Origin of the sequence: Delftia tsuruhatensis (assembly GCF_903815225.1) — a bacterium.
Taxonomy (GTDB): domain Bacteria; phylum Pseudomonadota; class Gammaproteobacteria; order Burkholderiales; family Burkholderiaceae_C; genus Comamonas; species Comamonas tsuruhatensis_A.
Window position 1 is genome coordinate 5,338,441 of the sequence record NZ_LR813084.1, and the last position, 24,478, is coordinate 5,362,918.

The 24,478-nt window shown below is 69.1% G+C and carries 25 protein-coding genes; 7 read left to right on the plus strand and 18 right to left on the minus strand.

Going from position 1 to position 24,478, the window contains the following annotated elements:
* Nucleotides 1-41: 41 nt before the first annotated feature.
* The 8 genes from L1Z78_RS24310 to L1Z78_RS24345 all read right to left on the minus strand — a co-directional run bounded on the left by L1Z78_RS24310 (nucleotide 42) and on the right by L1Z78_RS24345 (nucleotide 6,792).
* A complete protein-coding gene (locus L1Z78_RS24310; RefSeq protein WP_234638899.1) occupies nucleotides 42-782 on the minus strand; it encodes a general secretion pathway protein GspK in 741 nt (246 codons plus the stop codon).
* Nucleotides 783-829: 47 nt separating this feature from the next.
* The gene (locus tag L1Z78_RS24315) at nucleotides 830-1,513 is read right to left on the minus strand and encodes a prepilin-type N-terminal cleavage/methylation domain-containing protein (RefSeq protein ID WP_234638900.1); all 684 of its coding nucleotides are present in this window, start codon (nucleotides 1,511-1,513) and stop codon (nucleotides 830-832) included.
* On the minus strand, nucleotides 1,510-1,914 hold the full coding sequence (locus L1Z78_RS24320) for a type II secretion system protein (RefSeq protein WP_267966994.1): 405 nt from the start codon (nucleotides 1,912-1,914) through the stop codon (nucleotides 1,510-1,512). Before L1Z78_RS24320 ends, L1Z78_RS24315 begins: the two co-directional genes overlap by 4 nt.
* On the minus strand, nucleotides 1,914-2,360 hold the full coding sequence (locus tag L1Z78_RS24325) for a GspH/FimT family pseudopilin (protein WP_234638902.1): 447 nt from the start codon (nucleotides 2,358-2,360) through the stop codon (nucleotides 1,914-1,916). Before L1Z78_RS24325 ends, L1Z78_RS24320 begins: the two co-directional genes overlap by 1 nt.
* A gap of 62 nt (nucleotides 2,361-2,422) precedes the next feature.
* A complete protein-coding gene (gene gspG / locus L1Z78_RS24330) occupies nucleotides 2,423-2,863 on the minus strand; it encodes a type II secretion system major pseudopilin GspG (protein WP_234638903.1) in 441 nt (146 codons plus the stop codon).
* Between the two features lie 32 nt (nucleotides 2,864-2,895).
* Nucleotides 2,896-4,113, minus strand: coding sequence for a type II secretion system F family protein (locus L1Z78_RS24335; protein ID WP_234638904.1), 1,218 nt, complete (start codon nucleotides 4,111-4,113; stop codon nucleotides 2,896-2,898).
* Nucleotides 4,106-5,812, minus strand: a complete 1,707-nt coding sequence (gene gspE, locus L1Z78_RS24340) for a type II secretion system ATPase GspE (protein WP_234642254.1) — start codon at nucleotides 5,810-5,812, stop codon at nucleotides 4,106-4,108. The genes L1Z78_RS24335 and gspE overlap by 8 nt, the downstream gene beginning before the upstream one ends.
* A gap of 167 nt (nucleotides 5,813-5,979) precedes the next feature.
* Nucleotides 5,980-6,792, minus strand: a complete 813-nt coding sequence (locus tag L1Z78_RS24345) for a type III pantothenate kinase (protein WP_234638905.1) — start codon at nucleotides 6,790-6,792, stop codon at nucleotides 5,980-5,982.
* Nucleotides 6,793-6,977: 185 nt separating this feature from the next.
* Here L1Z78_RS24345 and lysM point away from each other — a divergent pair, with 185 nt between their 5' ends.
* A complete protein-coding gene (lysM, locus tag L1Z78_RS24350; protein WP_234638906.1) occupies nucleotides 6,978-7,448 on the plus strand; it encodes a peptidoglycan-binding protein LysM in 471 nt (156 codons plus the stop codon).
* A 59-nt stretch (nucleotides 7,449-7,507) separates the two neighbouring features.
* On the opposite strand, the gene L1Z78_RS24355 is transcribed toward lysM, so the two are convergent.
* Together L1Z78_RS24355 and L1Z78_RS24360 are read right to left on the minus strand one after the other, a co-directional pair.
* Nucleotides 7,508-8,266, minus strand: a complete 759-nt coding sequence (locus L1Z78_RS24355) for an Asp/Glu racemase (protein WP_275444451.1) — start codon at nucleotides 8,264-8,266, stop codon at nucleotides 7,508-7,510.
* Between the two features lie 176 nt (nucleotides 8,267-8,442).
* The gene (locus tag L1Z78_RS24360; RefSeq protein ID WP_234638907.1) at nucleotides 8,443-9,417 is read right to left on the minus strand and encodes a Bug family tripartite tricarboxylate transporter substrate binding protein; all 975 of its coding nucleotides are present in this window, start codon (nucleotides 9,415-9,417) and stop codon (nucleotides 8,443-8,445) included.
* Nucleotides 9,418-9,520: 103 nt separating this feature from the next.
* Between L1Z78_RS24360 and L1Z78_RS24365 the strand changes: the two genes are divergently transcribed.
* Nucleotides 9,521-10,456 (plus strand): LysR family transcriptional regulator, encoded by a 936-nt coding sequence (locus L1Z78_RS24365; protein WP_234638908.1) that lies wholly within the window; start codon nucleotides 9,521-9,523, stop codon nucleotides 10,454-10,456.
* A gap of 3 nt (nucleotides 10,457-10,459) precedes the next feature.
* On the opposite strand, the gene L1Z78_RS24370 is transcribed toward L1Z78_RS24365, so the two are convergent.
* A complete protein-coding gene (locus tag L1Z78_RS24370; protein ID WP_234638909.1) occupies nucleotides 10,460-11,359 on the minus strand; it encodes a LysR family transcriptional regulator in 900 nt (299 codons plus the stop codon).
* Between the two features lie 151 nt (nucleotides 11,360-11,510).
* On the opposite strand from L1Z78_RS24370, the gene L1Z78_RS24375 reads away from it, so the two are divergent.
* The 3 genes from L1Z78_RS24375 to L1Z78_RS24385 are packed head-to-tail and all read left to right on the plus strand — an operon-like array spanning nucleotide 11,511 to nucleotide 14,687.
* Complete coding sequence (locus L1Z78_RS24375) at nucleotides 11,511-12,509, plus strand: tripartite tricarboxylate transporter substrate binding protein (RefSeq protein WP_234638910.1); 999 nt, start codon at nucleotides 11,511-11,513, stop codon at nucleotides 12,507-12,509.
* Between the two features lie 4 nt (nucleotides 12,510-12,513).
* On the plus strand, nucleotides 12,514-13,524 hold the full coding sequence (locus L1Z78_RS24380; RefSeq protein ID WP_234638911.1) for an NADPH:quinone oxidoreductase family protein: 1,011 nt from the start codon (nucleotides 12,514-12,516) through the stop codon (nucleotides 13,522-13,524).
* The gene (locus L1Z78_RS24385) at nucleotides 13,524-14,687 is read left to right on the plus strand and encodes a CaiB/BaiF CoA transferase family protein (RefSeq protein WP_234638912.1); all 1,164 of its coding nucleotides are present in this window, start codon (nucleotides 13,524-13,526) and stop codon (nucleotides 14,685-14,687) included. The genes L1Z78_RS24380 and L1Z78_RS24385 overlap by 1 nt, the downstream gene beginning before the upstream one ends.
* A 4-nt stretch (nucleotides 14,688-14,691) precedes the next feature.
* Here L1Z78_RS24385 and L1Z78_RS24390 read toward each other — a convergent pair whose 3' ends face one another.
* The 6 genes from L1Z78_RS24390 to glyQ all read right to left on the minus strand — a co-directional run bounded on the left by L1Z78_RS24390 (nucleotide 14,692) and on the right by glyQ (nucleotide 20,692).
* On the minus strand, nucleotides 14,692-15,132 hold the full coding sequence (locus L1Z78_RS24390; RefSeq protein WP_234638913.1) for a rhodanese-like domain-containing protein: 441 nt from the start codon (nucleotides 15,130-15,132) through the stop codon (nucleotides 14,692-14,694).
* Between the two features lie 84 nt (nucleotides 15,133-15,216).
* Nucleotides 15,217-16,101 (minus strand): M48 family metallopeptidase, encoded by an 885-nt coding sequence (locus L1Z78_RS24395; protein WP_234638914.1) that lies wholly within the window; start codon nucleotides 16,099-16,101, stop codon nucleotides 15,217-15,219.
* Between the two features lie 16 nt (nucleotides 16,102-16,117).
* Entirely contained in the window at nucleotides 16,118-16,858 is a 741-nt protein-coding gene (locus tag L1Z78_RS24400; protein ID WP_234638915.1) for a lysophospholipid acyltransferase family protein, read from the minus strand.
* A 121-nt stretch (nucleotides 16,859-16,979) separates the two neighbouring features.
* Nucleotides 16,980-17,549: a D-glycero-alpha-D-manno-heptose-1,7-bisphosphate 7-phosphatase gene (locus L1Z78_RS24405; protein ID WP_234638916.1), complete on the minus strand. Its 570-nt coding sequence runs from the start codon at nucleotides 17,547-17,549 to the stop codon at nucleotides 16,980-16,982.
* 54 nt (nucleotides 17,550-17,603) lie between these two features.
* Nucleotides 17,604-19,718 (minus strand): glycine--tRNA ligase subunit beta, encoded by a 2,115-nt coding sequence (gene glyS / locus L1Z78_RS24410; RefSeq protein ID WP_234638917.1) that lies wholly within the window; start codon nucleotides 19,716-19,718, stop codon nucleotides 17,604-17,606.
* Nucleotides 19,719-19,753: 35 nt separating this feature from the next.
* Entirely contained in the window at nucleotides 19,754-20,692 is a 939-nt protein-coding gene (glyQ, locus tag L1Z78_RS24415) for a glycine--tRNA ligase subunit alpha (RefSeq protein ID WP_234638918.1), read from the minus strand.
* Nucleotides 20,693-20,976: 284 nt separating this feature from the next.
* On the opposite strand from glyQ, the gene L1Z78_RS24420 reads away from it, so the two are divergent.
* Together L1Z78_RS24420 and L1Z78_RS24425 are read left to right on the plus strand one after the other, a co-directional pair.
* Complete coding sequence (locus L1Z78_RS24420; RefSeq protein ID WP_234638919.1) at nucleotides 20,977-22,083, plus strand: SPFH and helix-turn-helix domain-containing protein; 1,107 nt, start codon at nucleotides 20,977-20,979, stop codon at nucleotides 22,081-22,083.
* Nucleotides 22,084-22,156: 73 nt separating this feature from the next.
* Nucleotides 22,157-23,323 carry a zinc ribbon domain-containing protein gene (locus L1Z78_RS24425; RefSeq protein ID WP_234638920.1) on the plus strand — a complete coding sequence of 389 codons (1,167 nt, stop codon included), beginning with the start codon at nucleotides 22,157-22,159 and terminating at the stop codon, nucleotides 23,321-23,323.
* Nucleotides 23,324-23,335: 12 nt separating this feature from the next.
* Here the strand turns inward: L1Z78_RS24425 and L1Z78_RS24430 are convergent, their stop codons facing one another.
* A complete protein-coding gene (locus L1Z78_RS24430) occupies nucleotides 23,336-24,451 on the minus strand; it encodes a TIGR03364 family FAD-dependent oxidoreductase (RefSeq protein ID WP_234638921.1) in 1,116 nt (371 codons plus the stop codon).
* Between the last annotated feature and the right edge of the window lie 27 nt (nucleotides 24,452-24,478).

Consider the following 24,478-nt stretch of genomic DNA (forward strand, 5'->3'; position numbering starts at 1 on the left):
TGAGCCATATTGAAATTCTTCCTTTCTTGGCACTTGAAGCGCTACAAGCGCCCTTTCCAGGTCTGCGAGGCGGACAGCACGGTCCATGGCAAGCGCCCGGGACCGCTTGGACCGGTCACATCCACCTGCCGCATGACCCATGCCTCGCCCAGGCCGTCGAACGGCACCTTCGCAATGAGGGAGTATCGCGAACCCGACAGGCCCTGCTGTGACGCAATGCCCCCCCCTTCCAGCCACGGCCTGAGCGCTTCCGGAGCAGCGCCGGGACTCACAACCCCGCGCCCATCCGAATCCGCCACGATGAAGTCCCGTATGCTGGAAAAAATGGCATAGGTCATACCGGGCACCTGCAGCAGGTCTTCAGGCGCATCCCAGGCCGGGCGCAGCGGCTGGCGATTGTCCACGCCGTTGCGCGCCTGCACAATGGCCTGGGCCAACGCCTCGGCGGCTCCGCCGCCGAGGCCTGCCGCCCTGGACAGCAGCAGCGCCAGCAAAGCTGGCGGCGCGTCGTTGATGTTCACCAGACCACTCCAGGGAAGGATGGCAACCTCTATTATCCCTTTTGGCGTTGGCACCGGGGCCACGGCATAGTCGCGAAACTCCATGGGCTTGACGGCAATGCGCTGCAACACCTGGTAGATGGCGGCTTCGCCCAGCGCCCGGCCCTCGGCCATTTGCCGGGTCACGCCGATGACCGAGGCCTCGCTGCGCACCACGCGCCCCAGGCTGCTTGCGAAGATAGCCAGAGCGGCCACGATCCAGAGCACAAGCACCAGGGCCATTCCACGCTGCGCGCCAGGCCGGCGCACCGACTCGATTGAACGAACTCTCACCAGACCGTGCCTCCACCCAGGGTGGCCCGCATCGAACTGGCGGGGTTTGAGCCTGCGGGTGTGTTCATGGCAACGACCATCATCGGCCACGCCCCTGACGCCGACTGCAGCTCGATCTGCACGGCGGAGGGCAATTCCTTGTCGTTGTCCTTTTCGGGTCCCCATTGCGGCTGCCAATGTGCCACACCCAGTTTGGCGTTCTGGTAACGCAAGGCAAAAGCGGTGACGCCGCGATCGATCACGTAGGACTGGCTCTGCCCCCAGTCGGGCATGACGTCGGGGCCCTGCCAGGGTGCGAAGCGCAGCACCAGGGCATCGCCCTCGACCGAGAGCTGGAAATGGGTGCGCCCGCCCATGCCGAAGCGCGCGGGCATGATGCCCAGCCAGCGCATGCCCTGCGGGCCGCCTTCGAAGAACAGTTCGCTCTCGCCCTGCTTGCGCAGGCCCGCCTGGCGCCGCACGGCGGAGACCTGGCCCAGGACGGAGCGTAGAAAGCCGATGGACACGCGCTGGTGGTCCATGCGGTCCAGCCGTGCATCGACACGCTCCTGGGTCTGGGAGACCGTGGACATGGCCGAGGCCAGCCCCAGCATGAGCAGGGACAGCAAGGCCATGACCACCAGCAGCTCCACCAGGGTGAAGCCCCGCTGCCCGGCCGGCACCGTGCGGCGCGGGCTCATCGGATCACCTCGCCTGGCTGCGGAGGCCGCTGGGGGCGCAGGGTCTCGAACACCCAGCTGCGGCCTTCGGTGGAGATGGTGATGCGCAGGGCGTGCAACCGGACCGCCGTCTCGGGCAGGTCGCTCACGGGGAAAGGTGCCGAGGCCACTTGCCATGCATAGGCGCCATCCTGCCCCGAGGCCTGGGTGCCGCCGGGATCGACCATGGGAAAGGCGTCCAGCAGCGAGTCGGCGAGCAGGGCCACGCCCTGGTTCTGCTCCAGCTTGGCCACGCCCCGGGCCGAGCCGCCGACCGCGCGGTAGATGAGCGCCAGGGAGATGGCCATGATGGACAGCGCCACCAGCAGCTCCAGCAGGGTCATGCCCCGCACCCGGGGGCGGGAAGCGGCACGCCGACGCATCACAGGGCCTCTTTGGTGACCTGGCCGGACAGCCAGTCCACGCGCAGGCGCACGCCGGCACCGCCTTGCCCGCGCGCCAGCGAGATGCTGCCGCCCGTGGCGCCGCCCTCGGGCAGGAAGACGATGGTCTGGCTGCCGTCGGCCAGGGCCATGCCGGCCGCCGTGGTCAGTTGCACGGTCAGGCTGTCCGGCAACCTGGCCGGGGTCTGCCCGGCAATGCCATATTGGCGGCTATTCGTATTGACAGCGAAAGCCACGGGCTGCCCCTGGAGGGTGGCCTGCTGGCGCGCCTTGCGCAGCAGGGCCGTCACGTCCTGCACGGTCTGCCGGTAGTCCACGGCATCGCGCAGCTTGCCCATGGCAGGCGGGATGATGCCGATGATCACGCCGAGGATGGCGAACACCACCAGCAGCTCGATCAGCGTGAAACCCTGAGCGCGCTTCAAGACTCATCCTTGGCGAGACGGCATGGCAACGGTTGCGGCAGCGGTGCTGGACAGCTAGCTGGTTACTTGGTGTTGCGCACGTCGGCCGCTTCACCCTCGCCCCCCGGGGCACCGTCGGCGCCCAGCGAGAGGATTTCCAGGTCGCCGTTGGCGGCCGGATAGGTGTAGCGGTAGGGGTTGTTCCAGGGGTCGTTGGGCACGCCGCCCTTGAGGTAGGGGCCCGCCCAGCCGGCGACACCGGCCGGCTGCTTGACCAGCGCCTCCAGCCCTTGCTGCGAGGTGGGATAGCGGCCCACGTCGAGCTTGTACAGCTCCAGCGCCTTCTCGATGTCGGCGATCTGCACGCCCGCGGTCTTGGACTTGGCGCCGCCCAGCTGGTTGAGCACGCGCGGCCCCACCAGGCCGGCCAGCAGCGTCAGGATGGCCAGCACGACCAGCAGTTCGATCAGCGTGAAGCCGCGCTTGCGGGCGCGAGGGGACAGTTGCTTTTGCATGCGCATCATCTTCTACATACCTTTCAGACAATTCAGATTCATCACACGGCCAGATCGTTGACGGACAGGATTCCGAGCAGGATCGACACGATGATGGAGGCGATAAGGATACCGAGGACCAGGATCAGCGCCGGCTCCAGCATGGTCAGGAGGCGTTTGATCGCGTTTTCCACCTCGCGGTTCAATATGTTGGACAGCTCCAGCATCATGTCGCCCAGGCGGCCGGTTTCCTCGCCGACCCGCACCAGGTTCAGGGCCAGGGGCTCGAATTCTCCGGTTTTCTGGGCGGCATGGGCCATGCGATGGCCCTCCTTGACCATGGGGCCCATCTTTTCCAGGCGCTCGCGGATGGCGACATTGGAGACCGTGTCGCTGGCGATGCGCAGCGCCGTCAGCAGCGTGACGCCATTGCCCAGCAGCGTGCCCAGCGACCGGCTGAACAAGGTGAGCTGGTACTTGCGCACCACGCCACCCAGGCCCGGCAGGCCCAGCAGCCAGGACTGCCATGTCTGCCGGCCCTTGGGGCTCCTGGCCCAGCGGGCAAAGACCCAGCCCAGGGCACCGGCCACGAGGAACACGGCCCAGCCGTAGCTGCGGAATGCATGGCCCAGCCCCATAACGAACTGCGTGGGCAGGGGCAGCGCGTCGCCCATGTCGTTGAACAGCTGCTCGAACTGCGGCACCACGAAGCCCAGCATGGCCACCAGCGAGAGCACGGCCACGGTCAGCAGGATCAGCGGGTAGATGGTGGCCGAGACCACGCTGTCGCGCAGCGCGCGCTGGCGTGCCATGTGCTCCACCAGCCGGTTGAGCACGCCCGACATCTGGCCGCTGGCCTCGCCCGAGCGCACCATGTTGATATAGAAGTCGCCGAACAGGTCGTGGTGCTTGCCCAGGGCCTGGCTCAGCGGCATGCCGGCCTTGACGCTTTCCAGCACGGACTGGAGCATGGCCTGCATCTGCAGCTTGTGGCTCATCTCCACCAGCACCTTGAGCGCATTGTCCAGCGACAGGCCGGCGCGCATCATGATGGCCAGCTCGGTGGTCATGGCCTGGATGTCGTCGGCCTTGATGCGGCCCTTCTTGAGCGTGCGGGCCGCCAGCGGCACATTGCCCAGGCCGGCGGCCTCCTCGACCTTGATGGGCGACAGCCGGCTCTTGCGCAGATGCACCACCACCTCGGCCACGGCCGCGGCGGAATAGGTGCCCTTGACCATCTGCCCGCGGCTGTCCACGGCCTCCCAGCTGTAATCAGGCATCGCTCTGGTCCTGGGTCACGCGCAGCACCTCGTCCAGCGTGGTGGCGCCCGAGGCCACCTTGCGCAGGCCGTCTTCATAGAGGCTGAGCATGCCGCTCCTGGCCGCCAGCGCATGCAGGGCGTTGGCGTCCTGGCCCTCGATGATGGCGCGGCGCAGCGGTTCGTCGATGACCATCAGCTCGTGGATGCCGGTACGGCCCTTGTAGCCCGTGCCCCGGCAGTGCTCGCAGCCGACGGCGCGGTAGATGGTCGAGCCCTCGTTCATGAAGCGCTTGAGGCCGCTGCCTTCGATGGCCGTGGCCGGCAGCGTATCGGGCTGCTTGCACTGCTGGCACAGCGTGCGCACCAGGCGCTGGGCCAGCACGCCATTGACCGAGGAGGTGATCAGATAGCTTTCCACCCCCATGTCGCGCATGCGGGTGACGGCGCCGGCGGCCGTGTTGGTGTGCAGCGTGGACAGCACCAGGTGGCCGGTCAGCGCGGACTGCACGGCGATCTGCGCGGTCTCGCCATCGCGCATTTCGCCGATCATGATGATGTCCGGGTCCTGGCGCAGGATGGAGCGCAGGGCGTTGGCGAAGGTCAGGTCGATCTGTGGATGGACCTGGATCTGGTTGATGCCGTCGAGCTGGTATTCGACCGGGTCCTCGACGGTGATGATCTTGTTGGAGACGGCGTCGATCTTGGACAGGGCCGCGTACAGCGTGGTGGTCTTGCCCGAGCCCGTGGGCCCCGTGACCAGCACGATGCCGTGGGGCTTGGCCAGCAGCTCGTTGAAGCGCCCCAGCGTGTCGGTCGCAAAGCCCATGGTCTCCAGGCGCAGGCGCACGCTGGCGCGGTCCAGCACCCGCATGACGATGCTTTCGCCGTGGACCGTGGGCGCGGTGGACACGCGCAGATCCAGCTCGCGGCCCTTGGCGCGGGTCTTGATGCGGCCGTCCTGCGGCAGGCGGCGCTCGGCGATGTCCAGGTGGGCCAGCAGCTTGACGCGCGAGCCCACGGCGGCGCTCAGCCGTGGCGGCACGAGCTCGGCGGCATGGATCACGCCGTCCATGCGGTAGCGCACCTGCAGGCCGGCCTCGAAGGGCTCCAGGTGGATGTCGGAGGCGTGCAGTTCGATGGCGCGCGAGATGATGCCGCTGACCAGCCGGATCACGGGGGCCTCGCTGGCCAGGTCCTTGAGATGCTCGACGAAATCGCCGCCCGTGGCCTCGGACTCCCAGTCCTGGCCCTCTTCGGCGGCCTGCTCCTGGGAGGCTTCCGACAGCGCCTTGCGGATGTCGGCCTCCAGCGCCAGCACGGGCTTGATCTGCAGCCCCGTGGCCAGGCGCAGCGCCTTGCTGATGAAGGGGTCCTGCGGCACGGACATGGCCACTTCGAGCACGCCGTCCTGCAGCGCGATGGGGCAGACGCACTGCGCATCCAGGAAGCTGGGCAGCAGGCCCGGCACATCGGGCAGCAGGTCGGGGAATTCCTCGGCGCGCAGCCAGCGCAGCTGCAGCTGTTCGGACAGCGCCTGGGCCACGTCGGTCTCCGCCACCACGCCCAGCTGGACCAGCACCTGGCCCAGGTAGCCACCCAGCTCCTGCTGCGCCTGCAGGGCATTTTGCAGATCGCGCTCGTTCAGCTTGCCGGCGGAAAGCAGGCGTTCGCCCAGCCGCCCCTTGATCGGGGCCTCGACACCGGCAATCGGTTCCATGACGTGATTGGTGGAAGACATTGCGGCGGATTATCCACTGTCGCCGCTTCCCCCATGAAAGGCGACCATTGCACGCGTGCTGGCCGGCCTGTTTCTGTCATCAACTGTTACGCGGCGTGCCCTCCACGCTCCTGCGCGCACCACCACGGTGCACGAGGGCCGACGGGTCAGGCCGCCTTCACCGCCGTGGCCGCCATGCCGCTGGCATCGCCCCAGCGGCGCTGGGCCATGACCAGCAGGCCTTCGAAGATCAGGTTGTCCACCAGTTCGAAGGGCCGCGTCATGCTGGGCACCATCTTCCAGCCCGCGCCGCCGGCCATGACGCAGGCCGGCTCCATGCTGCAGTGCATGTACAGATGCTGGTACATGCGCTCCACGGCACCGGCGATGGCGTACGTGCCGCCGCTGGTCAGCGCGTCGCTGGTGTTGGTGGGAAAAGGCGTCACCGCGCCCGTGGGCACATGCAGGCCGGCCGTGCCGCTTTCCAGGGCGCGCAGCATGATGCCGTGCCCGGGCAGGATCAGCCCGCCCATGAAGTGGCCATGCTGGTCCAGCGCATCCACGGTGACGGCCGTGCCCACCATGACCACGATCAGGGGGCGCTCGGGCCCGCGCTGCAGGATGTGGTGGCGTGCGCCGATCATGGCCACCCAGCGGTCGGCACCCAGGCGCGAGGGAAAGTCGTAGCCGTTGGTGACACCGGCCTCGGCCGCGCCGGGCACGGCCCATTGCGGCTCGAAATCCCAGCCCAGCATCATGTCGATCTGGTCATGCACGCGCCTGCGCGCCGTGTCGCCGGCCACCACGCAGCCCAGCATGCGCGTGGGCGTGGGCAGGTCGCTCCACGGCCCTTCGGCCAGGTGCTCGATGTGCTCCAGAAACTCCGCGCCGTGCGCCAGCAAGGTGGCGCCAGGCCGATGCGCGTCGTACATCGCCCATTTCAAGCGGGTGTTGCCGATGTCTATGGCCAGGAAAGTCATGGGCGCGATTATCGGAGTTTTCCAAAGGATGGCGTCGGCCATGGACGACAACTCACCGAGGACGCCAGCGCAAAGATCGCCCAAATGTCAAAAATCCGGATGGCGCGCGGCGCACCGGCATTGACTGCCACGGTTAGGCGTTACATTGGCCTTTCCCTTTTTCCACCCACCAACAGGAGTCACCCATGGGACTGTTCAGTTTCATCAAGGAAGCCGGCGAGAAGCTGTTCGGCGGCAGCGCCGCACAGGCGGCGGAGCCTGCGCAAGACCTGAATGCCAAGGCGGCCAAGGCCATAGAGACCTACATCGGCACGCAGAACCTGGGCGTCAGCGACGTCAAGGTGCAGTTCGACGGCTCGCAGGGCAAGGTCACGGTGCAGGGGACGGCTCCCACGCAGGCCGTCAAGGAAAAGGTCACGCTGTGCTGCGGCAACGTCTCCAGCGTGCAGTCGGTGGACAACCTGATGACGGTCACCAACCCCGAGCCCGAGGCCCAGTACCACGACGTGGTGCGCGGCGACACGCTGTCGGCCATCGCCAAGAAGTTCTATGGCGATGCCAACAAGTACCCGGTGATCTTCGAGGCCAACAAGCCCATGCTGAGCCACCCCGACAAGATCTACCCCGGCCAGAAGCTGCGCATCCCCGCGCTGTGATCCGGACGCTTCAATGACAAGGGCCGCGCAATGCGGCCCTTTTTGCTTGGCGGACTGGCTCAGTACCTGCCGCTGAGCAATGCACCGAAGCCCGGCACGGCCGTCGGCAGGCCCAGGCGCTTGAGCATCATGTAGGTGGTCGCCACCGACGAGGACAGCACCGGCAGGCCGACCCGGTCCTCGATGGGCTGCACCGAGGGCAGCGAGGGCATCTGCACGCAGGCCGAGGCGATGACGGCATCGGCATTGGCGGTGTTCAGGCGCCGCGTGATCTCGATGGGCGCGCGCGCATCCTGGGCACCGACCTGCAGGTTGTCGGCGATCTCCAGCGAAATGCTGTCCACCACCTCGATGCCTTCGTTCTCGATGTAGTCGATGACCAGTTTGGTCAGCGGCTTCATGTAGGGCGCCAGCAGCGCCACCTTCTTCGCGCCGATGGCATGCAGGCCGTCGACCAGGGCGCCGGCGCTGGTGACCACGGGCGCGGGGCCGCCGTTGTCCACGGTGCGCTGGTGCAGGCGCTTTTCGGAGACGCGGTGGTAGCCGTTGCCCATGCTCATGATGGCCACCAGGCAGGCATAGCCCAGCACATCGACGCGCGCGTCCGACAGCTCCAGCGCGCAGCGGTCGCTGTCGGCGTCCATGGCGGCCAGTTCCTCCTTGGTCACCTTCTTCATGCGCATGCGGCTGGAGTGGAAGGTGAAGCGCTCGGGCGCCACCGCCTCGCGCGCACGCAGGATGGCGGGGATCTCGGTCTCCATCGTGGTGTTGGAGCTGGGCACGATCTGCCCGATGCGGAAATGGGTTTTTTCTGTCATATCAGTTCTCCATGGCGCCGGACATAAAGCTGGCGCGTCCAAAAGTCAGAGACACCGAGGAAGGGCCTGGGCCGGCCGCGCCGCCCCGCACCAAGGGTGTCGTCCCCCTCCCGCGAAGCGAGAGAGGGCGCCGTGCAACGGGGGAAGGCGCAAAGCGCCTCAGGGGGTGCCTCGCATCAATCCATGGTGATGTGGTTGGCCTTGATCACTTTTCCCCAGTGATCGGTCTCGCGCTGCACCAGCGCGGCCAGTGCCTGCGGCCCCAGGAAGCGCGGCTCCACGCCCTGCAAGGCCGCGCGCTTTTGCACGTCGGGCGACTCCAGCGCCGTCTTGAGCGAGGTGGACAGCCTGTCGATGGCCTCGGGCGGCGTGCCCGCGGGCGCGAACAGACCCACCCAGGCCTCCAGCTCGAAGCCGGGCAGGCCGGCCTCGGCCGTGGTGGGCACGTCGGGCAGCATGGGATGGCGCTTCTTGCTGGTCACGGCCAGGGCCTTGAGCTTGCCGGTCTGCACATGGCCCAGCACGGAGGGCGGCGTGGTGATGAACATCTGCACCTGCCCGGCCAGCACGTCCTGGATGGCCGGACCGGAGCCCTTGTAGGGCACATGGGTGATCTGCGTCTGCGTGGTCTGCGCGAAAACCGCCGTGCCCACATGCGACAGCGAGCCATTGCCCTGGGAGGCGTAGTTGACCTTGCCCGGGTTCTTGCGCAGGTAGGCGATGAACTCCTGCAGGTTGTTCGCGGGCACGGAGGGGTGGACGGCGATCACGTTGGTGGCCGCCACGATCAGGCCCACGGGCGCCAGCTCGGACTGGGCCCAGGGCAGCTTGGGGAACAGCGCGGGATTGCCCACGTGGTAGGCCGAGTAGGAGGCCAGCAGCGTGTAGCCGTCCTTGGGCGCGCGGGCCACCATCTGGTAGGCGATGTTGCCGCTGGCCCCGCCCCGGTTGTCCACCACCACGGACTGGCCCAGCAGGCGCGTCAGCGGATCGGAGGCCAGGCGCGCCGCCGTGTCCACCACGCCACCGGGCGGGTTGGGCACGACGAGGGTGATGGACTTGGCCGGATAGGCCTGGGCCCATGCCGTGCCTGCGCACAGGCAGGCCAGGGTGGCCAGGCTGGCGGCCTGGCGAAGAAAGCGTCGCTTCATTCTTGTCTCCTTGTCTTGGTATGCGCGCATTCTTGGCCCCGACGGGGCCTGTGCAAAGTCGTATCTCGTTGAGATATCCTTCGATTTTCCTGAAGGATGGGTCTTGATCAACCTGCATCGTTTCGATCTGCTCACACTGCGCCTGTACATCGTTGTCGTCGATGCGGGCAGCCTGACGGCGGGCTCGCGCGCGCTGGGCCTGTCCCTGGCTGCGGCCAGCAAGCGCGTGGCCGAGCTGGAGCAGCATTGCGGCGTGCACCTGCTGGTGCGCAGCAAGCGCGGGGTCGTGCCCACGCCCGCCGGCCAAAGCCTGTACCACCATGCGGTGGACGTGGTGGCCCGGCTGGAGCAGCTGGCGCTGGCCATCGATGACTTTCGCGGCGGCGCCACGGGCCAGTTGCGGCTGTGGGCCAATGCCTCGGCCTTCGCGGGTTTCCTGCCCCAGTTGCTGGCCGACTACGCGGCCGCCCACCCGGGCGTATCGGTGGACCTGGAGGATGCGCTCAGCGAGGACGCCGCGCGCGCCGTGCTCAGCGGCGCGGCGGAACTGGCCATCGTCGGCGAGAACACGGCCCTGGAGGGGCTGCACGCCGAAGTCTGCGACGTGGACGAACTGGTGCTGGTCGTGCCGCGCGGCCATGCGCTCGATGGCCCGGACCACGCGCCCGTGCCCTTCGCCGCCGCGCTGGAGCATGACCTCGTGAGCCTGGCGCGCTCGACCTCGCTGATGCGCCGCATCGCGGCCGAGGCCGAGGCGGCGAACCGGCCCGTCAAGGTCCGCATCCAGGTGCGCAGCTTCGACGCCATGTGCCACATGGTCTCGGTCGGCCTGGGCGTGGCCATCCTGCCGCGCGCCGCCAGCCTGCCCCATGTGGTCACGCGCGCGCTGCGGCTGCGCCCGCTGTCCGGCATCGACACGCGACGGCGCCTGCTGCTGGCCATGCGCTCGCCCGCCGCCCTGTCCGGACCCGCGCAGGCGCTGGTCGACATGGTGCAGGCACGGGCCGCCGCCATGGACTTCAACCGCCCGGCGCGCTGACGTTCATATTCCGTGCTCCCGGCACCACTGGATGACCGCCTCGCGGAAATCCAGGCACAACGGCGACGGCTGGCTGGCACGGCGCCAGCACACGGCCAGTCCATGGCTCCAGGCCATGCCCTCGCCCGCCAGGGCGGCCAGGCCCTGGCCTTCGGGCTGCCGCAACACGCGCGACAGCATCAGGCCCAGCAGATCGGACTGGCGCAGCAGCTGGGCCAATGCCACGGGGGAGGCCGTGCTCTCCACCGCCACGCGGGGCGGCGCCAGCCCCGCAAGGGCGAACTTCTCGTCCAGCCACTGGCGCAGGTACAGGGATGCCGCGGGCATGGCCCAGCGTTCGCCAGCCAGATCCGGCCAGCCGCGCAGCATGGCGCGCCGTGGATGGTCCTCGCGCGCCACGACCTGCATGCGCATGGGGCCCAGCAGGCTGCACTCCACTTCCGCGGGAAGCTGGGCGGGCACGGCCACCAGGGCCAGGTCGATGTCCCCCTGGCGCAGCAAGGCCATGAGGCGCGCGCTCAGGTGGGTCTCTATCGAGAAGGTCGCCAACGGGCGCTGCACGAAAAACCGTGCCAGCAGCGGCGAGACCAGGGATGGCATCAGAAACGGGATGGAGCCCAGGCGCACCTGGCCCGCGCGGCTGGCGCGCTGCGCGTCCAGCGCGCTGCGCAGCCCCTGCATGGACTGGAGCACGGCGCGCGCATGGGCCAGCATCCCTTCGCCCGCGCGCGTCAGTGCCAGCCCCTTGGCCGCGCGCTCGAACAAGGCCAGGCCGGCCTCGGCCTCCAGGCGCGCCATGGCCTTGGACAGCGCCGACTGGGACAGGCCGCGGGCCTCGGCCGCGCGCTGCTGGCTGCCGTGCTCGGCCACGGCGACAAAAAGCTCCAGATCGTCGATGCGCATGTGCCGGTCCCTCGTGAAAGCCGGCATGCGCCCAGGCATGCCCGGCGGGCATTCCAAGTTTCCAGCAAGGAATACCAGCGCGCCAACGGGATACCTAGACTGGCTTTTGCCGGCGCGCCGTGCCAGGCCCCCGAACACCAGGAGACGAGACATGCGGCAACCATCGCAGAAGGCGGCCATCACGCGCCGCCGCTTCGGCCTGTGCGCAGGCGCGGGGCTGTTCGCCCCGGCGGCCATGGCGGCCACGCCCGTCGCCTATCCATACAAGCCCATCACCATCGTCGTGCCCTCGGTGGCCGGCAATGTCAACGACGCCGTGGCGCGCCTGCTGGGCCAGGGACTGGCCGAGCGCTGGGGCCAGCCCGTGGTCGTGGACAACCGCCCGGGAGCGGGCACCACCACGGGCACCAAGTTCGTCGCGAAGGCCCCCGCCGACGGCCATACCGCGCTGCTGACCTTCACGGCCCATGTGCAGAACCCGGCCCTGTACCCGCAGATCGGCTACGACCCGATCGCCGACTTCGAGGCCGTGGGCCTGGTGGCCAGGTCCAGCGTGATCCTGGCCGTGCCAGCCGCCTCGCCGCACCGCGACCTGGACAGCCTCGTGCAGGCCATCGCGGCGGCGCCGGACCAATATGCCTACGGCTCCTATGGCGTGGGGACCACGGGCCATATCCTGGGCGAGCTGCTCAAGCGCCAGGCCCGGCTGCGGATGGCGCACACACCCTACAAGGGCGGTGTACCGCTGGGCAACGACCTGGCGGCGGGCCATGTCCCGCTGGGCCTGATCGCCGTGGGAACCGCCATGCCGCTGCTGCAGGCCGGGCGCATCCTGCCGCTGGCCATCACGGGCGCGCAGCGTTCGGCGCTGCTGCCGCAGGTGCCGACCTTCCTGGAGCTGGGCCACCAGGGCTTCGAGCCCGATGCCTGGATGGGCCTGCTGCTTCCGGCAGGTACGCCATCGGCCATCACCGGGCAGTTGTCGAGCGAAGTCGCCCGGCTGGTGCGTCAGCCCGGGATCGTGCAACGGCTGCATGGACTGAATCTGGAGCCCGTGGGCAGCACGCCCCAGGCCTTTGCCGCCACGCTGCGCGCCGACCGGGCCAAGTGGGCGCAACTGGTGCGTGACCTCGACATCCGCCTGGAGTAGGCCCATGGCCGATCACTACCAGGCGCTTGTCTGCACCCACTGGGGCCATTGGAGCGAGCTCGTGCTGCAGACGCTGCAACGGCCTGCCCTGCTGCCCGGCCAGGTGCGCATTCGTGTGCGGCACGCGGGTATCGGCTTTGCGCTGAGCCTGTTCGTGGCCGGCACCTACCAGCGGCGCCCGCCCCTGCCCTTCACCCCCGGCACCGAGGTGGCCGGCGAGATCCTGGAGGCCGCGCCCGACGTCGCCCATCTGCGGCCTGGCCAGCGCGTCATCGCCGCGCTGGACTGGGGGGCGCTGGCACAGGAGGCCGTGGCCTCGGCCCACACCGTCTACGCCCTGCCCGACGCCGTGCCCCTGGCCGTGGCCGCCGCCCTGCCCATCACCTATGCCACGGCCTGGTCGGCACTGCAGTGGGCGGGCCGGCTGCGACCGGGAGACAACCTGCTCGTGCATGGCGCCAGCGGCGGCCTGGGCATGGCGGCGGTACAGATCGCGAGCCATCTGGGCGCGCGCGTCATCGCCACGGCCAGCACCGGGGAAAAGCGCCTGGCCGCGCTGGCCCATGGAGCAGCCCACGCCCTGCCCTCCGACCCCGCCAGGCTGGCGCAGGCCGTCAAGGATCTGTGCCCCGCAGGCGGGGTGCAACTGGTCTTCGACCCCGTGGGCGGCGACCTGTTCGACGCCTCGCTGCGCTGCGCGGCGCCCGATGCGCGCCTGCTGGTCATCGGCTTCGCCAGCGGGCGCATTCCCCAGATCCCCGCCAACCTGCTGCTGGTCAAGAACCTGGCCGTGCGGGGCTTCAACTACGGGCGCTACATCGGCTGGGGGCTGACCGACGAGCGCGCCGAGCATGCCGGCGCCGTCCAGGACATGGTCGGGCAGATCACGTCCGCCGTCGCCAGCGGCGCCATCGCACCGCCGCGCACCCGGCACTTTGCGCTGGCGCAATGGCTGCAGGCCATCGACACCACCATGTCCCGCCGCGCCGTCGGCAAAGTCATCCTGGATTTCTGATGCAAGCACCTTCCATCGACGACGATCCGCTGCTGTCCGGCATCACCGTGCTGGACCTGAGCCAGGGCGTTGCGGGCCCCTACTGCGGCCTGCTGCTGCGCCAGCAGGGGGCCAGGGTGATCAAGATCGAGCCACCCGGCGGCGACTGGAGCCGCCAGATGGGCCGCAGCCGCGGCGACGGGCAGACCGCCATCGCCATTGCCTGCAATGCGGGCAAGCAAAGCGTGGTGCTGGACACGCGCACGCCCGAGGGCCGCGCCGACCTCCAGGCGCTGGCCGCGCGCGCCGACGTGGTGGTGCAGAACTTCCGCCCTGGCGTGGCCGCGCGCATGGGTGCCGATCCCGGGCTACTGGCCGCGCTCAATCCACGGCAGGTCTATCTGTCCATCTCCGGCTACGGCAGCCAGGGGCCGCTGGCCCGGCTGCCGGCTCTGGACACCACCATGCAGGCCTATGCCGGCCTCATGCATGCCAACCGCGACCCGGCCACGGGTGCACCGCACCGCATCGGCCTGCTGCTGGCCGACCTGGCCACGGCCCTCTATGCCGCGCAGTGCGCCACGGCGGCGCTGTTCAAGGCCGCGCGCACGGGCCGGGGCCGGCATCTGGAGCTGTCCATGCTGCAGGTCTGTGCGGCCCTGCAGTCCTACCTGATCGTTGATGACGCCATGTTCCCCGATGCGGAGGCGGCCGCCTTCAACGCGCCCACGGGCCTGTTTCCCGTGGCCGACGGAACGCTCTACGTGAGCATGCTCGATGACGCCATGTTCACGCGCCTGTGCGAGGTGCTGGGCTTCGAGGACTGGCGGCAGGACCCGCGACTGCGCACCAGCGCGGGGCGCCTGCCGCATGCACGCGCCCTGTCGGCGCGCCTGGCGCAAGCCCTGGCGGGCCAGCCGCTGGCCCACTGGGAGAGGCTTTTCCAGGCCCACGACATCCTGTTCGGTCGGGTACGCCAGCCGCGCGACCTGGTGGACGACCCCCAGGCACTGAGCCAGGGTCTGTTCCAGCGCACGCCGCCCGGCTGCGCATGGCCCGGACTGCCGCTGCCACGCTTGCCGGGACAGGTCCGCGATGCCGGGGCGCTGGTGCCGCCCGCGCTGGGGGCCGATACCCAGGCCGTCTTGCAGGAGTTCGGGCTGCGCCGAGCCTGGAGCGTGTGATGCGCTATTGGCGCCAGGGCAGGCCGCGCAGGCGCCAGCCGCCGACATGGCCGCGCTGGCCATTGGCGTCCACATCGCCCTCGAAGCCTTCGAGGATGTTGTAGGCCTCGATGCCCAGCTGGGCGGCACGCTGGGCCGCCGCGACCGAACGCACGCCGCTGCGGCACAGCAGCACGACCTTGCCGCCGGCCGGCACGGCGGCGCGCAACTGGCTGTCGAAGTCGGGGTTCATGGCCATGGAGGGCCATTGCTTCCAGGCCACGGCCACGGCGCCGGGCACGCGGCCCACCCATTCGCGCTCCGCGTCGGTGCGCACATCGACGAGCACGGCCTCGCCGGACTGCTGCCATTGCCAGGCCAGTTCGGCCGGAATGTCGCCGGCATAGCCTTGCGCGGGCTGGACGGTCAGGGCAATGGCGGCGGGAAAGGGAGAGCTTGCGGTCATGGATGGGCTTTCTGAGTAGGACGCGGTTGTGTGCACGGCAAGAATAACCGTCCTGTCCACCCCATGCGCCCGCATCCACCCCGCCTACTCCCAGGGCGGCAGCAGCTTGTCGCGCAGCGCCTGGCGTTGCGCCTGCCAGCCGGGGAGCACGCCGGCCACCGTGGCCCAGAAACGCGGGCTGTGGTCCATGTGGCGCAGGTGGGACAGCTCGTGCACGACCACGTAGTCGATGACCTCGGGCGCGTGCTGCATGAGCCGCCAGTTCAGGCGGATGGCGCCCGCCGTGTTGGCACTGCCCCAGCGCGTGCGCGCGCTGGTCAGGCGCAGGCTGGTCCATTGCACGCCCAGCAAGGGCGCATGGCGCTGCAGGCTGGCGGTGAACCAGGAGCGCGCCTCGCGCAGCATCCAGGCCTGCACGCAGGCACGCACCTCGGCCGCCGAAGCGCCCGGTGCCAGCGGCAGGTGCAGAGATTGGCCGCCATCGGCCGCCTGCTCGCGGTGTGTCTGGCGTGTGCGCAGCGGCTGGGCATCGCCCCCCGTCAGGCACAGCACCAGGGGGCGGCCCAGGTAGCCGACCTCGCCACCATGCTCCCAGCGGATGCGTGCCGCCTGCTGCGTGGCCTGGCGCTGCCCGGCCTCGCGCAGTTTGCGCAGTATCCAGCCCGATTTGGCCTCCAGCGCCTGCCCGACGGCGGCCATGTCCACCCAGGCGGGCGCGCTGACGACCAACCCTTGCGCACCGATGGTGAAGCCTATGGTGCGCCGGCGCGAGCGCTGCAGCCGGTAGTGCAGCACCTGCCCCTGGAGCACGGCCTGCCGGTTGGCATCGGAGGGTACCGGCAGGCCCTCGGGCGACGCCGGGGTCGGCGCAGCGCCTGCGGGAGCGCGGCGCGGTTGCAACCGGCCGTCCACGCTATCGATGGCGGGCGGCACCAGCCAGTCCAGGATGCGCTGCGCCGCGTTCGCCATGCCGGCCCCGCAGGCTTCAGCCCTTGTAGGCCTCGGGGTCGAGGCGGCGCATTTCGGCCTCGATCCATTGCTCGACCTCTTGCATGAGTTCGTCATGCTTGCGGCCCACGGACGCGATGGGCTTGCCGATGGAGACATCGACCATGCCCGGCGTCTTGATGAAGGCCTTGCGGGGCCAGCACTTGGCCGAGGTGACGGCGATGGGCACGACCGGCACGCCGGTCATGATGGCCAGGCGCGTGGCGCCGGTCTTGTACTCGCCCTTTTCGCCGCGCGGGATGCGCGTGCCCTCGGGGAACATGATGACCCAGGTGCCCTGGGCCAGCAGGCGCCTGCCCTGCTCGACCACCTTGTGGAAGGCGCGCGAGCCGTGCTTGCGGTCGATGTGGATCATGTCCAGGCTGCCGATGGACCAGCCGAAGAAGGGCACCATGAGCAACTCCTTCTTGAACACATAGGCCAGCGGTCGCGGCATGATGGCCGGCATCAGGAAGGTCTCGTAGGTGGACTGGTGCTTGACCAGCAGCACCACGCCCTGCTTCGGATCGGTGGGCAGGTTGTCCATGCCCTGCACCCGGTAGCGCATGCCCATGATGGCGCGCGCGCTGTCCACCGACAGCTTGAGCCAGGCGCGCGCCACGGCATACACGCGCTGCGGCGAACCTCCCAGCCAGCGCGTGAGCAGCACGGCCAGGGTGTAGGGGATCACGGTGATGCCCATCCAGAGCATGTGGAGGGTGGAGCGGATCAGGGACATGGCGACAGTCTGGGGCAGAAGGCGGCGCGGGGACCGGGCGGCAGGCCCGGGCCTCGCGCCCTCGGGAATCGGAACTCACAAAGATAGCATTGTGCGCAAGCCACGCGTGACCAGGCGCCGTTCAGGGCGCTGGCGCGGCACCAGGCGGGATGATGGCATCGGCCAGCGCGGCCAGGCTGGCATGGCGCTGCGTGCCGGACGGCAGGCCCGGCGGCAGCGCGCCATCCAGCGCCACTCCGGCGCTGGCGCCCGTGCAGACCAGGTGCAGGCGCGCGCCCATGGCCGAGCCGGCCTGCAGGTGGGCGACACAGGAGCCGATGACCCACAGCTGGTGCCCCTCGACGCCGAAGCGCTCGGCGATCTGCTCGAACAGCGCCGTGCCGGGCTTGCGGCAATGGCATTCCTCGTCCGGTGCATGGGGGCAGTAGAACACGGCGTCCACGCGCGCACCGGCAGCCGCCATCTCGCGGTGCATGCGCGCGTGCACGGCATTGAGCTCGGTCACATCGAACAGGCCACGGCCCAGTCCCGGCTGGTTGGTGGCCACCACCACATGCCAGCCCGCGCGGTTCAGACGCGCCACGGCTTCGAGTGCGCCCGGCTGGGCCTTCCAGGCCTCGGCGGAGCCGATGAAGCCCTCCTCGCCAGTCTGGTTGAGGGTGCCGTCACGGTCCAGGATCGCAATTTTCATGGTCGGGTCCCAGGAAGGAAGACGCGGGCCCGGGCGGCACAGGCCGCCACGGGATCAGGAGGCCAGGCGCGACAGGTCGGCGACCTGGTTCATGGCTTCGTGCAGCGTGGCCAGCAGGCCCAGGCGGTTGGCCTTGAGCGCCGGGTCCTCGGCATTGACCATCACATGCTCGAAGAAGGCATCGACCGGCGCGCGCAGCGCGGCCAGGGTCTGCAGGCTGGCGGTGTAGTCGCCGGCGGCGAACTGCTGCTGCGCCTTGGGCGCCACCGATTGCAGCGCGGCGTACAAGTCCTTTTCGGCGGCTTCGGCCAGCACGGCCGCATCGACCTGAGCCTGCACGGCCTGGTCCGCCTTCTTGAGGATGTTGCCCACGCGCTTGTTGGCGGCGGCCAGGGCCGGCGCCTCGGGCAGCTCGCCGAAGGCGCGCACGGCCTCCAGGCGCTTTTGCACGTCGGACAGGCGCTGCGGGCGCAGGGCCAGCACGGAGTCCACTTCCTGGGCCGAGAAGCCTTGCTCGCGCAGGTTGCCGGCCAGGCGGTCATAGATGAAGTCGGCCAGCTGGGGCGTGGCGTCCTCGATCTTGTCGCCAAAGGCGGGCAGCACGCTGACCAGCAGGGTCTCCAGGTCCAGGGCCAGGTCCTTCTCGACCAGCATGCGGATCACGCCCAGCGCATGGCGGCGCAGCGCGAACGGATCGCGGTCGCCCGTGGGCAGGTTGCCGATGCCGAACATGCCCACCAGGGTTTCCAGCTTGTCGGCCAGGGCCACGACCACGCCGGCGTTGCCGCGCGGCAGCTCGTCGCCCGCGAAGCGCGGCTTGTAGTGGTCCTCGATGGCATCGGCCACGGCCGTGTCCAGGCCGTCGTTGAGCGCGTAGTAGCGGCCCATGGTGCCCTGCAGCTCGGGGAACTCGCCCACCATGTCGGTCACGAGGTCGGTCTTGGCCAGTTGCGCGGCCAGGTCGGCCTGCTGGGCCAGGCCCGTGTCGCCCAGCTGGCGGGCAATGCTCTTGGCGATGGAGCGCACGCGCTCCACGCGCTCGCCCTGGGTGCCGAGCTTGTTGTGGTAGACCACCTTGCCCAGACCGTCCACGCGCGAGGCCAGGGTCTTCTTGCGGTCCTGGTCGAAGAAGAACTTGGCATCGGCCAGGCGCGGGCGCACCACGCGCTCGTTGCCGCCGACGACGGCGCTGGCGTCCTGCGGGCTGATGTTGCTGACCACCAGGAACTGATGGGTCAGCTTGCCTGCGGCATCCAGCAGCGGGAAATACTTCTGGTTGGCCTTCATGGTCAGGATCAGGCATTCCTGCGGCACGTCCAGGAACTCCTTCTCGAATTCGCAGACCAGCACGTTGGGACGCTCGACCAGGGCCGTGACTTCGTCCAGCAGGGCCTCATCCTCGATGGGGCGCACGCCACCGCCCACGCGCTCGGCGGCGGCCTGCAGCTGGCGCGCGATCTCGGCGCGGCGCTCGGCAAAGCCGGCGATGACGGCGCCTTCCTCGCGCAGCTGCTCGGCATAGTCGTCCGCGCAGCGGATGACCACCGGGTCCACGGCCGCCTCGAAGCGGTGGCCATGCGTGGCCGGGCCGGCCGTCAGGCCCAGGGCCTTGACGCCGATCAGCACCTCGGTGCCGTGCAGCACCACCAGGCCATGGGCCGGGCGCACGAAGTTCACGCTGCTCCAGCCATCGGCCAGCTGGTAGCGCATGACCTTGGGAATGGGCAGCCGGGCAATGGCTTCGTCCAGCGCCTTCTGCACGCCGTCGGCCAGCAGCACGCCGCGCACGGTGGAGGCGTGGAACAGGGCTTCGGCCTTGCCTTCGCCCTGGCGGGTCAGGCCGGCCACGGCCTCTTCACCAGCGCCCAGGGCAGCCAGCTTCTTGAGCAGTGCCGGCGTAGGCCTGCCTTCGGCATCCAGGCCCACGGAGACGGGCATGAGCTTTTGCGAGACGGCCTTGTCCTCGGCCTGGGGCAGGACTTCGGTGATGTGGGCGGCCAGGCGGCGCGGCGAGGCATAGGCCGTCAGGCGCGCCTCGCTGGAAGCCAGCAGGCCCTGGGCCTTGAGCTGCTCGAACAGCACGCCGGCAAAGGCGTCGCCCAGCTTTTGCAGCGCCTTCGGGGGCAGCTCTTCGACAAACAGTTCAACAAGAAGATTCGATGCGTTCATGGTCAGGTGTTCTTTCGCGGCGGCGAGCTGCAGCCTCAGGCGGCCTTCTTGCCCTGTTGTTCGGCGGCCTTGGCCAGCTCGGCCAGCACTTCGTCGGCATGGGCCCTGGGCGCCATGGGGAAGCCCAGGCGCGCGCGGCTGTCCAGGTAGGCCTTGGCCACGGCACGGGCCAGGTTGCGGATGCGGCCGATGTAGGCGGCACGCTCGGTCACACTGATGGCGCCGCGCGCATCCAGCAGGTTGAAGGTGTGGGCGGCCTTGAGCACCTGCTCGTAGGCCGGCAGCGCCAGCTGCTCGTCGATCAGGTGGACGGCCTGCTTCTCATGGGCGCCAAAGGCCGTGAACAGGAAATCCGCGTCCGAATGCTCGAAGTTGTAGGTGGACTGCTCCACCTCGTTCTGGTGGTAGACGTCGCCATAGCTCAGGCCGTCGGTCCAGGTCAGGTTGTAGACGTTGTCCACGCCCTGCAGGTACATGGCCAGGCGCTCCAGGCCATAGGTGATCTCGCCCGTGGCGGGCTTGCAGTCGATGCCGCCGACCTGCTGGAAGTAGGTGAACTGGGTCACCTCCATGCCGTTGAGCCAGACTTCCCAGCCCAGGCCCCAGGCGCCCAGCGTGGGGTTCTCCCAGTCGTCCTCGACGAAGCGGATGTCGTTCTTCCTGAGATCGAAGCCCAGGGCTTCGAGCGAGCCCAGGTACAGCTCCAGGATGTTGTCGGGCGCGGGCTTGAGCACCACCTGGAACTGGTAGTAGTGCTGCAGGCGGTTGGGGTTGTCGCCGTAGCGGCCGTCCTTGGGACGGCGGCTGGGCTGCACGTAGGCGGCCTTCCAGGGCTCGGGGCCCAGCGCGCGCAGGAAGGTGCCGGTGTGCGAGGTGCCCGCGCCCACTTCCATGTCATAGGGCTGGAGCAGCGCGCAGCCCTGGTCGGCCCAGTAGGACTGCAGCTTGAGGATGATTTGTTGGAAAGTGAGCATGACTTGTTTCAGGCGTCGCACGCGGGCCGGGGCCGCGCCGGTGAATGAGAGGCGGCCTGCGCCGCGCAAACGACGATTTTAAGGCGGCGCCCGCCCCTGCGCACCGTGGCCCCCGGCATCGCCCTGGCTCGACCTCGAAACCGCATGCCCGCAAGCGCCTGCAGCTCACCTTTTTAACAATTTGCACACGACCGCAGCCGCCTGCCGCCAACCCGCCGCCACAGGCACGCCCTAGAATGGGCGATTGCCTTTTTCCGTGGACCACCACCGCTTCGGAGCCTGCCATGAACCTGATGAACATCATCACCAAGCAACTGATAGAGATCATCGAGTGGACCGATGACTCGCGCGACACGCTCTCCTACCGCTGGCCCGACGACGACAAGGAAATCAAGAACGGCGCCCAGCTGATCGTGCGCGAGTCGCAGCAGGTGCAGTTCGTCTCCGCCGGCCAGTACGCCGACCTGTTCGGCCCCGGCAAGCACACCCTGGCCACGCAGAACATCCCCGTCCTGTCCACCATCCAGGGCTGGAAGTACGGCTTCAACTCGCCGTTCAAGTGCGATGTCTACTTCATCAACACGCGGCTGTTCACGGGCAACAAGTGGGGCACCTCCAACCCCGTGATGGTGCGCGACCAGGACTTCGGCGCCGTGCGACTGCGCGCCTTCGGCACCTATGACTTCCGCATCGTCGAGCCCGCCAGGTTCCTCAAGGAAGTGGCCGGCACGGACCAGAACTTCCGCATCGACGAATTCGCCGACACCATGCGCTCGCGCATCATCAGCGTCTTCACCGAATCGCTGGCCAAGGCCCGGGTGCCCGTGCTGGACGTGGCCCAGCGCTATGGCGAGCTGGGCGACGCGCTGCTGCCCCTGATCAACCCGGCCATGACCGAGAAGTACGGCCTGGAGATCACCAGCTTCGTGCTGGAGAACGTCTCCGTGCCGCCCGAGGTGGAGCAGGCCATCGACAAGCGCTCCAGCATGACGGCCATCGGCAACCTCAACGACTACGTCAAGTACCAGATGGGCCAGGCCATGACGACAGGTGGCGAAGGTGCCGCCGCGGCCACCCTGCCCGCCACCATGGCCATGGGCTTCGGCATGGCGCAGGAGATGATGAAGAGCATGCAGGGCGGCGGCGCGCCTGCCGGCCAGGCCCCGGCGTCCGATCCGTTCTCGCCCGCCGCCGCCCAGGCGGCCCAGGCGCCGGCCGCACCTGCCGCTGGCGGGCTTCAGGTGCTGACTCCCGCCCAGGCCGCCCAGGTGCTGGGCGTCAGCGAGGCCGATGTGCTGGCCGAGATCCAGGCCGGCAACCTCAAGGCACGCCAGATCGGCAGCCAGTGGCGCATCGCCCAGGCGGCACTCGACGACTTCCTGCGCGGCTGATTCCCGCGTGGTGTGAGCCCTTGCGGCGCCAGGCCCCGCCTGGCGCCGCATCCCGTTTTTCAGGACCGATGCCGTGAGCGCGCCCTCCCCCCGTTCTTCCTCCACTCCCGCCTCCGGCTCCTGGGAGGCTGCCGCCGCCGCGCCCGCCATGGTGCGCAAGCACCCCTGTCCCGAATGCGGCGCCAACCTCGAATGGAATGCCCAGGCCCAGGCGCTCAAATGCCCGTACTGCGGCACCACCGTGCCCTGGAGCGAGGAAACGCGCGAGGAACTGGGCCGCGACGTCGTGGAGCAGGACCTGGCCGAGGCACTGCGCAACCCCAAGGCCGGCCGGGGCTGGGGCACCAAGGACCGCTACGAGGTCCAGTGCCAGAACTGCAGGGCGATCTCGGTCTTCGTGAACCGTACCGTGGCCCAGCGCTGCGACTTCTGCGGCTCACCCGCCATCGTGGCCCACGAGGACCAGGGCGATGCCATCACGCCGCAGAGCATCCTGCCCTTCAAGATCAGCGACGGCCAGATCCGCGACCGCATACGCCAGTGGTACGGCAGCCGCTGGTTCGCGCCCAACCGCCTGAAGTCCGCCGCGCTGACCGACACGCTGCACGGCGTCTACCTGCCCTACTGGACCTTCGACGCCCATGCCAATGCCGACTGGTGGGCCGAAGCAGGGTACTACTACTACACCACCGAGACCTACCGCGACAGCAACGGCAACACGCAGACGCGCCAGGTGCGCCATGTGCGCTGGGAGCCGGCCTCGGGGAGCCTGGCGCATTTCTTCGACGACGAGCTGGTGCCCGGCACCGTGGGCGTGCATGGCAACCTGCTGCGCCAGGTCGAGCCCTTTCCCACCACCACCGACCTCAAGCCCTACACCCCCGAGTTCGTGCGCGGCTGGACCGTGGAGCGCTACCAGATCGACCTGGGCAAGGCCGCACGGCTCAACGAGCAGGACATGGACGAACAGCTGCGCGCCCTGTGCGCGCGCCAGGTGCCCGGCGACACCTATCGCAACCTGCAGATGCAGCGTGACTACCAGGGCCGCACCTTCAAGCACATCCTCGTGCCGGTCTGGCTGGTCGGCTACACCTACGGCAGCAAGACCTTCCAGATCGTGGCCAACGGCTACACGGGCCAGATCGCCGGGGAGCGCCCCTACAGCGCCCTCAAGATCACGCTGGCCGTGCTGGCCACGGTCCTGGTGCTGGCGCTGCTGTGGGTGATGTTCGGCAAGTAATGCATCCGCCGCTCACCATGCGCTCCACACCTCCTCGGCCAGGCCAAAGGCCGTGCTGGCACCCGACCCGCCCGTGACGGCCACCACGCGCGTGGCCTCGTCGGGCGCATGCACCCTGCAAGGCGCGTCGGGCGCGCTGGGATAGACACCCACCCAGCGCTCCACCACCTGGGCATCGCGCAGTCGCAGGGCCTCTTGCATGTGGCGCAGCATCAGCTGGTCCACGGCCTCGCTGGCGAAGGGCTGGGGCGCGGCGCCGTAGTGGTGGGAGTCGCCCACGACCAGGCTGCCATCGGCGCTTTGCACGGCGATCAGGTGGATGCCGTGGGCCAGGCTCTCGCCCTCCTGCCGCTCCAGTTCGGCGCGCAGCGCTGCGGCCTCGGGCAGGGCGCTGTAGCCCTCGTAGCGCACCATGCTCAGATCGCCCATGACCGAGCCCTGGAGCCTGAAGCCGGCCTGCGGCCGCACGCGCAGCATCTGCAGCTGGCACAGCTGGATGCGGTGAGGCGCCCACAGCCCGGCGAACAGGCCGCCCGGATCGGCGTTGTTGCAGACCACGACGCGTTCCGCACGGTAGCTGGCACGCGCGCTGCGCACCAGCGGCGCGGCCACTTCGAGCACGGCTTCGCCAAAGCGGAAATCCACGCCCAGCGCCTGCTCCAGCCACCGCGCCAGCCGGGGGATGGCCGTGCGCGACTCCACGCGCAGTTCATGCGGGCTGTAGAGCACGGCGCTGAGGTCTTCGGTGCGCAGCGCCGGGTGGCGTTCGGCGGCCTCGGCCGGCGTGAGCAGCTCGCAACGCTCGCCCATCTCGGTGCTCAGGAAGGCATGGACCACGGCCTCGGCGCTGGCGCGGCGCGCCGTCAGCCACAGGCCGCGGTGCACGACCTCGATGCCGGCCTGGGGCGCGATCTCGGCCCAGGTGTCGCGCGAGCGCATGGCACGCTGCCAGTGGGCGCCGGCCTGCTGGCCCGTGACGGTGACGAAGCCGAAGTTGCGGATGGAAGCCGAGATGCAGGCCGCGTCGCGCTCGATGACGAGCACGCTGCGGCCACGGCGCGCGGCCGCATAGGCGTGGGCCAGGCCGACAATGCCGGCCCCCACCACGATCAGGTTGTAGTTCTTCATGGGAAAGGATGAAAGGGACAGAAAGGG

What these genes read in the sequence shown, in the direction of transcription:
- L1Z78_RS24370 (WP_234638909.1), bottom strand. Translation starts at nt 11,359, where the DNA reads ATGCGCATCGACGATCTGGAGCTTTTTGTCGCCGTGGCCGAGCACGGC.
- glyQ (WP_234638918.1), bottom strand. Translation starts at nt 20,692, where the DNA reads ATGCTCACTTTCCAACAAATCATCCTCAAGCTGCAGTCCTACTGGGCC.
- L1Z78_RS24390 (WP_234638913.1), bottom strand. Translation starts at nt 15,132, where the DNA reads ATGACCGCAAGCTCTCCCTTTCCCGCCGCCATTGCCCTGACCGTCCAG.
- L1Z78_RS24375 (WP_234638910.1), top strand. Translation starts at nt 11,511, where the DNA reads ATGCGGCAACCATCGCAGAAGGCGGCCATCACGCGCCGCCGCTTCGGC.
- L1Z78_RS24420 (WP_234638919.1), top strand. Translation starts at nt 20,977, where the DNA reads ATGAACCTGATGAACATCATCACCAAGCAACTGATAGAGATCATCGAG.
- L1Z78_RS24380 (WP_234638911.1), top strand. Translation starts at nt 12,514, where the DNA reads ATGGCCGATCACTACCAGGCGCTTGTCTGCACCCACTGGGGCCATTGG.
- L1Z78_RS24320 (WP_267966994.1), bottom strand. Translation starts at nt 1,914, where the DNA reads ATGCGTCGGCGTGCCGCTTCCCGCCCCCGGGTGCGGGGCATGACCCTG.
- L1Z78_RS24360 (WP_234638907.1), bottom strand. Translation starts at nt 9,417, where the DNA reads ATGAAGCGACGCTTTCTTCGCCAGGCCGCCAGCCTGGCCACCCTGGCC.
- L1Z78_RS24385 (WP_234638912.1), top strand. Translation starts at nt 13,524, where the DNA reads ATGCAAGCACCTTCCATCGACGACGATCCGCTGCTGTCCGGCATCACC.
- L1Z78_RS24400 (WP_234638915.1), bottom strand. Translation starts at nt 16,858, where the DNA reads ATGTCCCTGATCCGCTCCACCCTCCACATGCTCTGGATGGGCATCACC.
- lysM (WP_234638906.1), top strand. Translation starts at nt 6,978, where the DNA reads ATGGGACTGTTCAGTTTCATCAAGGAAGCCGGCGAGAAGCTGTTCGGC.
- L1Z78_RS24310 (WP_234638899.1), bottom strand. Translation starts at nt 782, where the DNA reads ATGGCCCTGGTGCTTGTGCTCTGGATCGTGGCCGCTCTGGCTATCTTC.
- gspG (WP_234638903.1), bottom strand. Translation starts at nt 2,863, where the DNA reads ATGATGCGCATGCAAAAGCAACTGTCCCCTCGCGCCCGCAAGCGCGGC.
- L1Z78_RS24335 (WP_234638904.1), bottom strand. Translation starts at nt 4,113, where the DNA reads ATGCCTGATTACAGCTGGGAGGCCGTGGACAGCCGCGGGCAGATGGTC.
- L1Z78_RS24355 (WP_275444451.1), bottom strand. Translation starts at nt 8,266, where the DNA reads ATGACAGAAAAAACCCATTTCCGCATCGGGCAGATCGTGCCCAGCTCC.
- glyS (WP_234638917.1), bottom strand. Translation starts at nt 19,718, where the DNA reads ATGAACGCATCGAATCTTCTTGTTGAACTGTTTGTCGAAGAGCTGCCC.
- L1Z78_RS24395 (WP_234638914.1), bottom strand. Translation starts at nt 16,101, where the DNA reads ATGGCGAACGCGGCGCAGCGCATCCTGGACTGGCTGGTGCCGCCCGCC.
- L1Z78_RS24430 (WP_234638921.1), bottom strand. Translation starts at nt 24,451, where the DNA reads ATGAAGAACTACAACCTGATCGTGGTGGGGGCCGGCATTGTCGGCCTG.
- L1Z78_RS24405 (WP_234638916.1), bottom strand. Translation starts at nt 17,549, where the DNA reads ATGAAAATTGCGATCCTGGACCGTGACGGCACCCTCAACCAGACTGGC.
- gspE (WP_234642254.1), bottom strand. Translation starts at nt 5,812, where the DNA reads ATGGAACCGATTGCCGGTGTCGAGGCCCCGATCAAGGGGCGGCTGGGC.
- L1Z78_RS24315 (WP_234638900.1), bottom strand. Translation starts at nt 1,513, where the DNA reads ATGAGCCCGCGCCGCACGGTGCCGGCCGGGCAGCGGGGCTTCACCCTG.
- L1Z78_RS24345 (WP_234638905.1), bottom strand. Translation starts at nt 6,792, where the DNA reads ATGACTTTCCTGGCCATAGACATCGGCAACACCCGCTTGAAATGGGCG.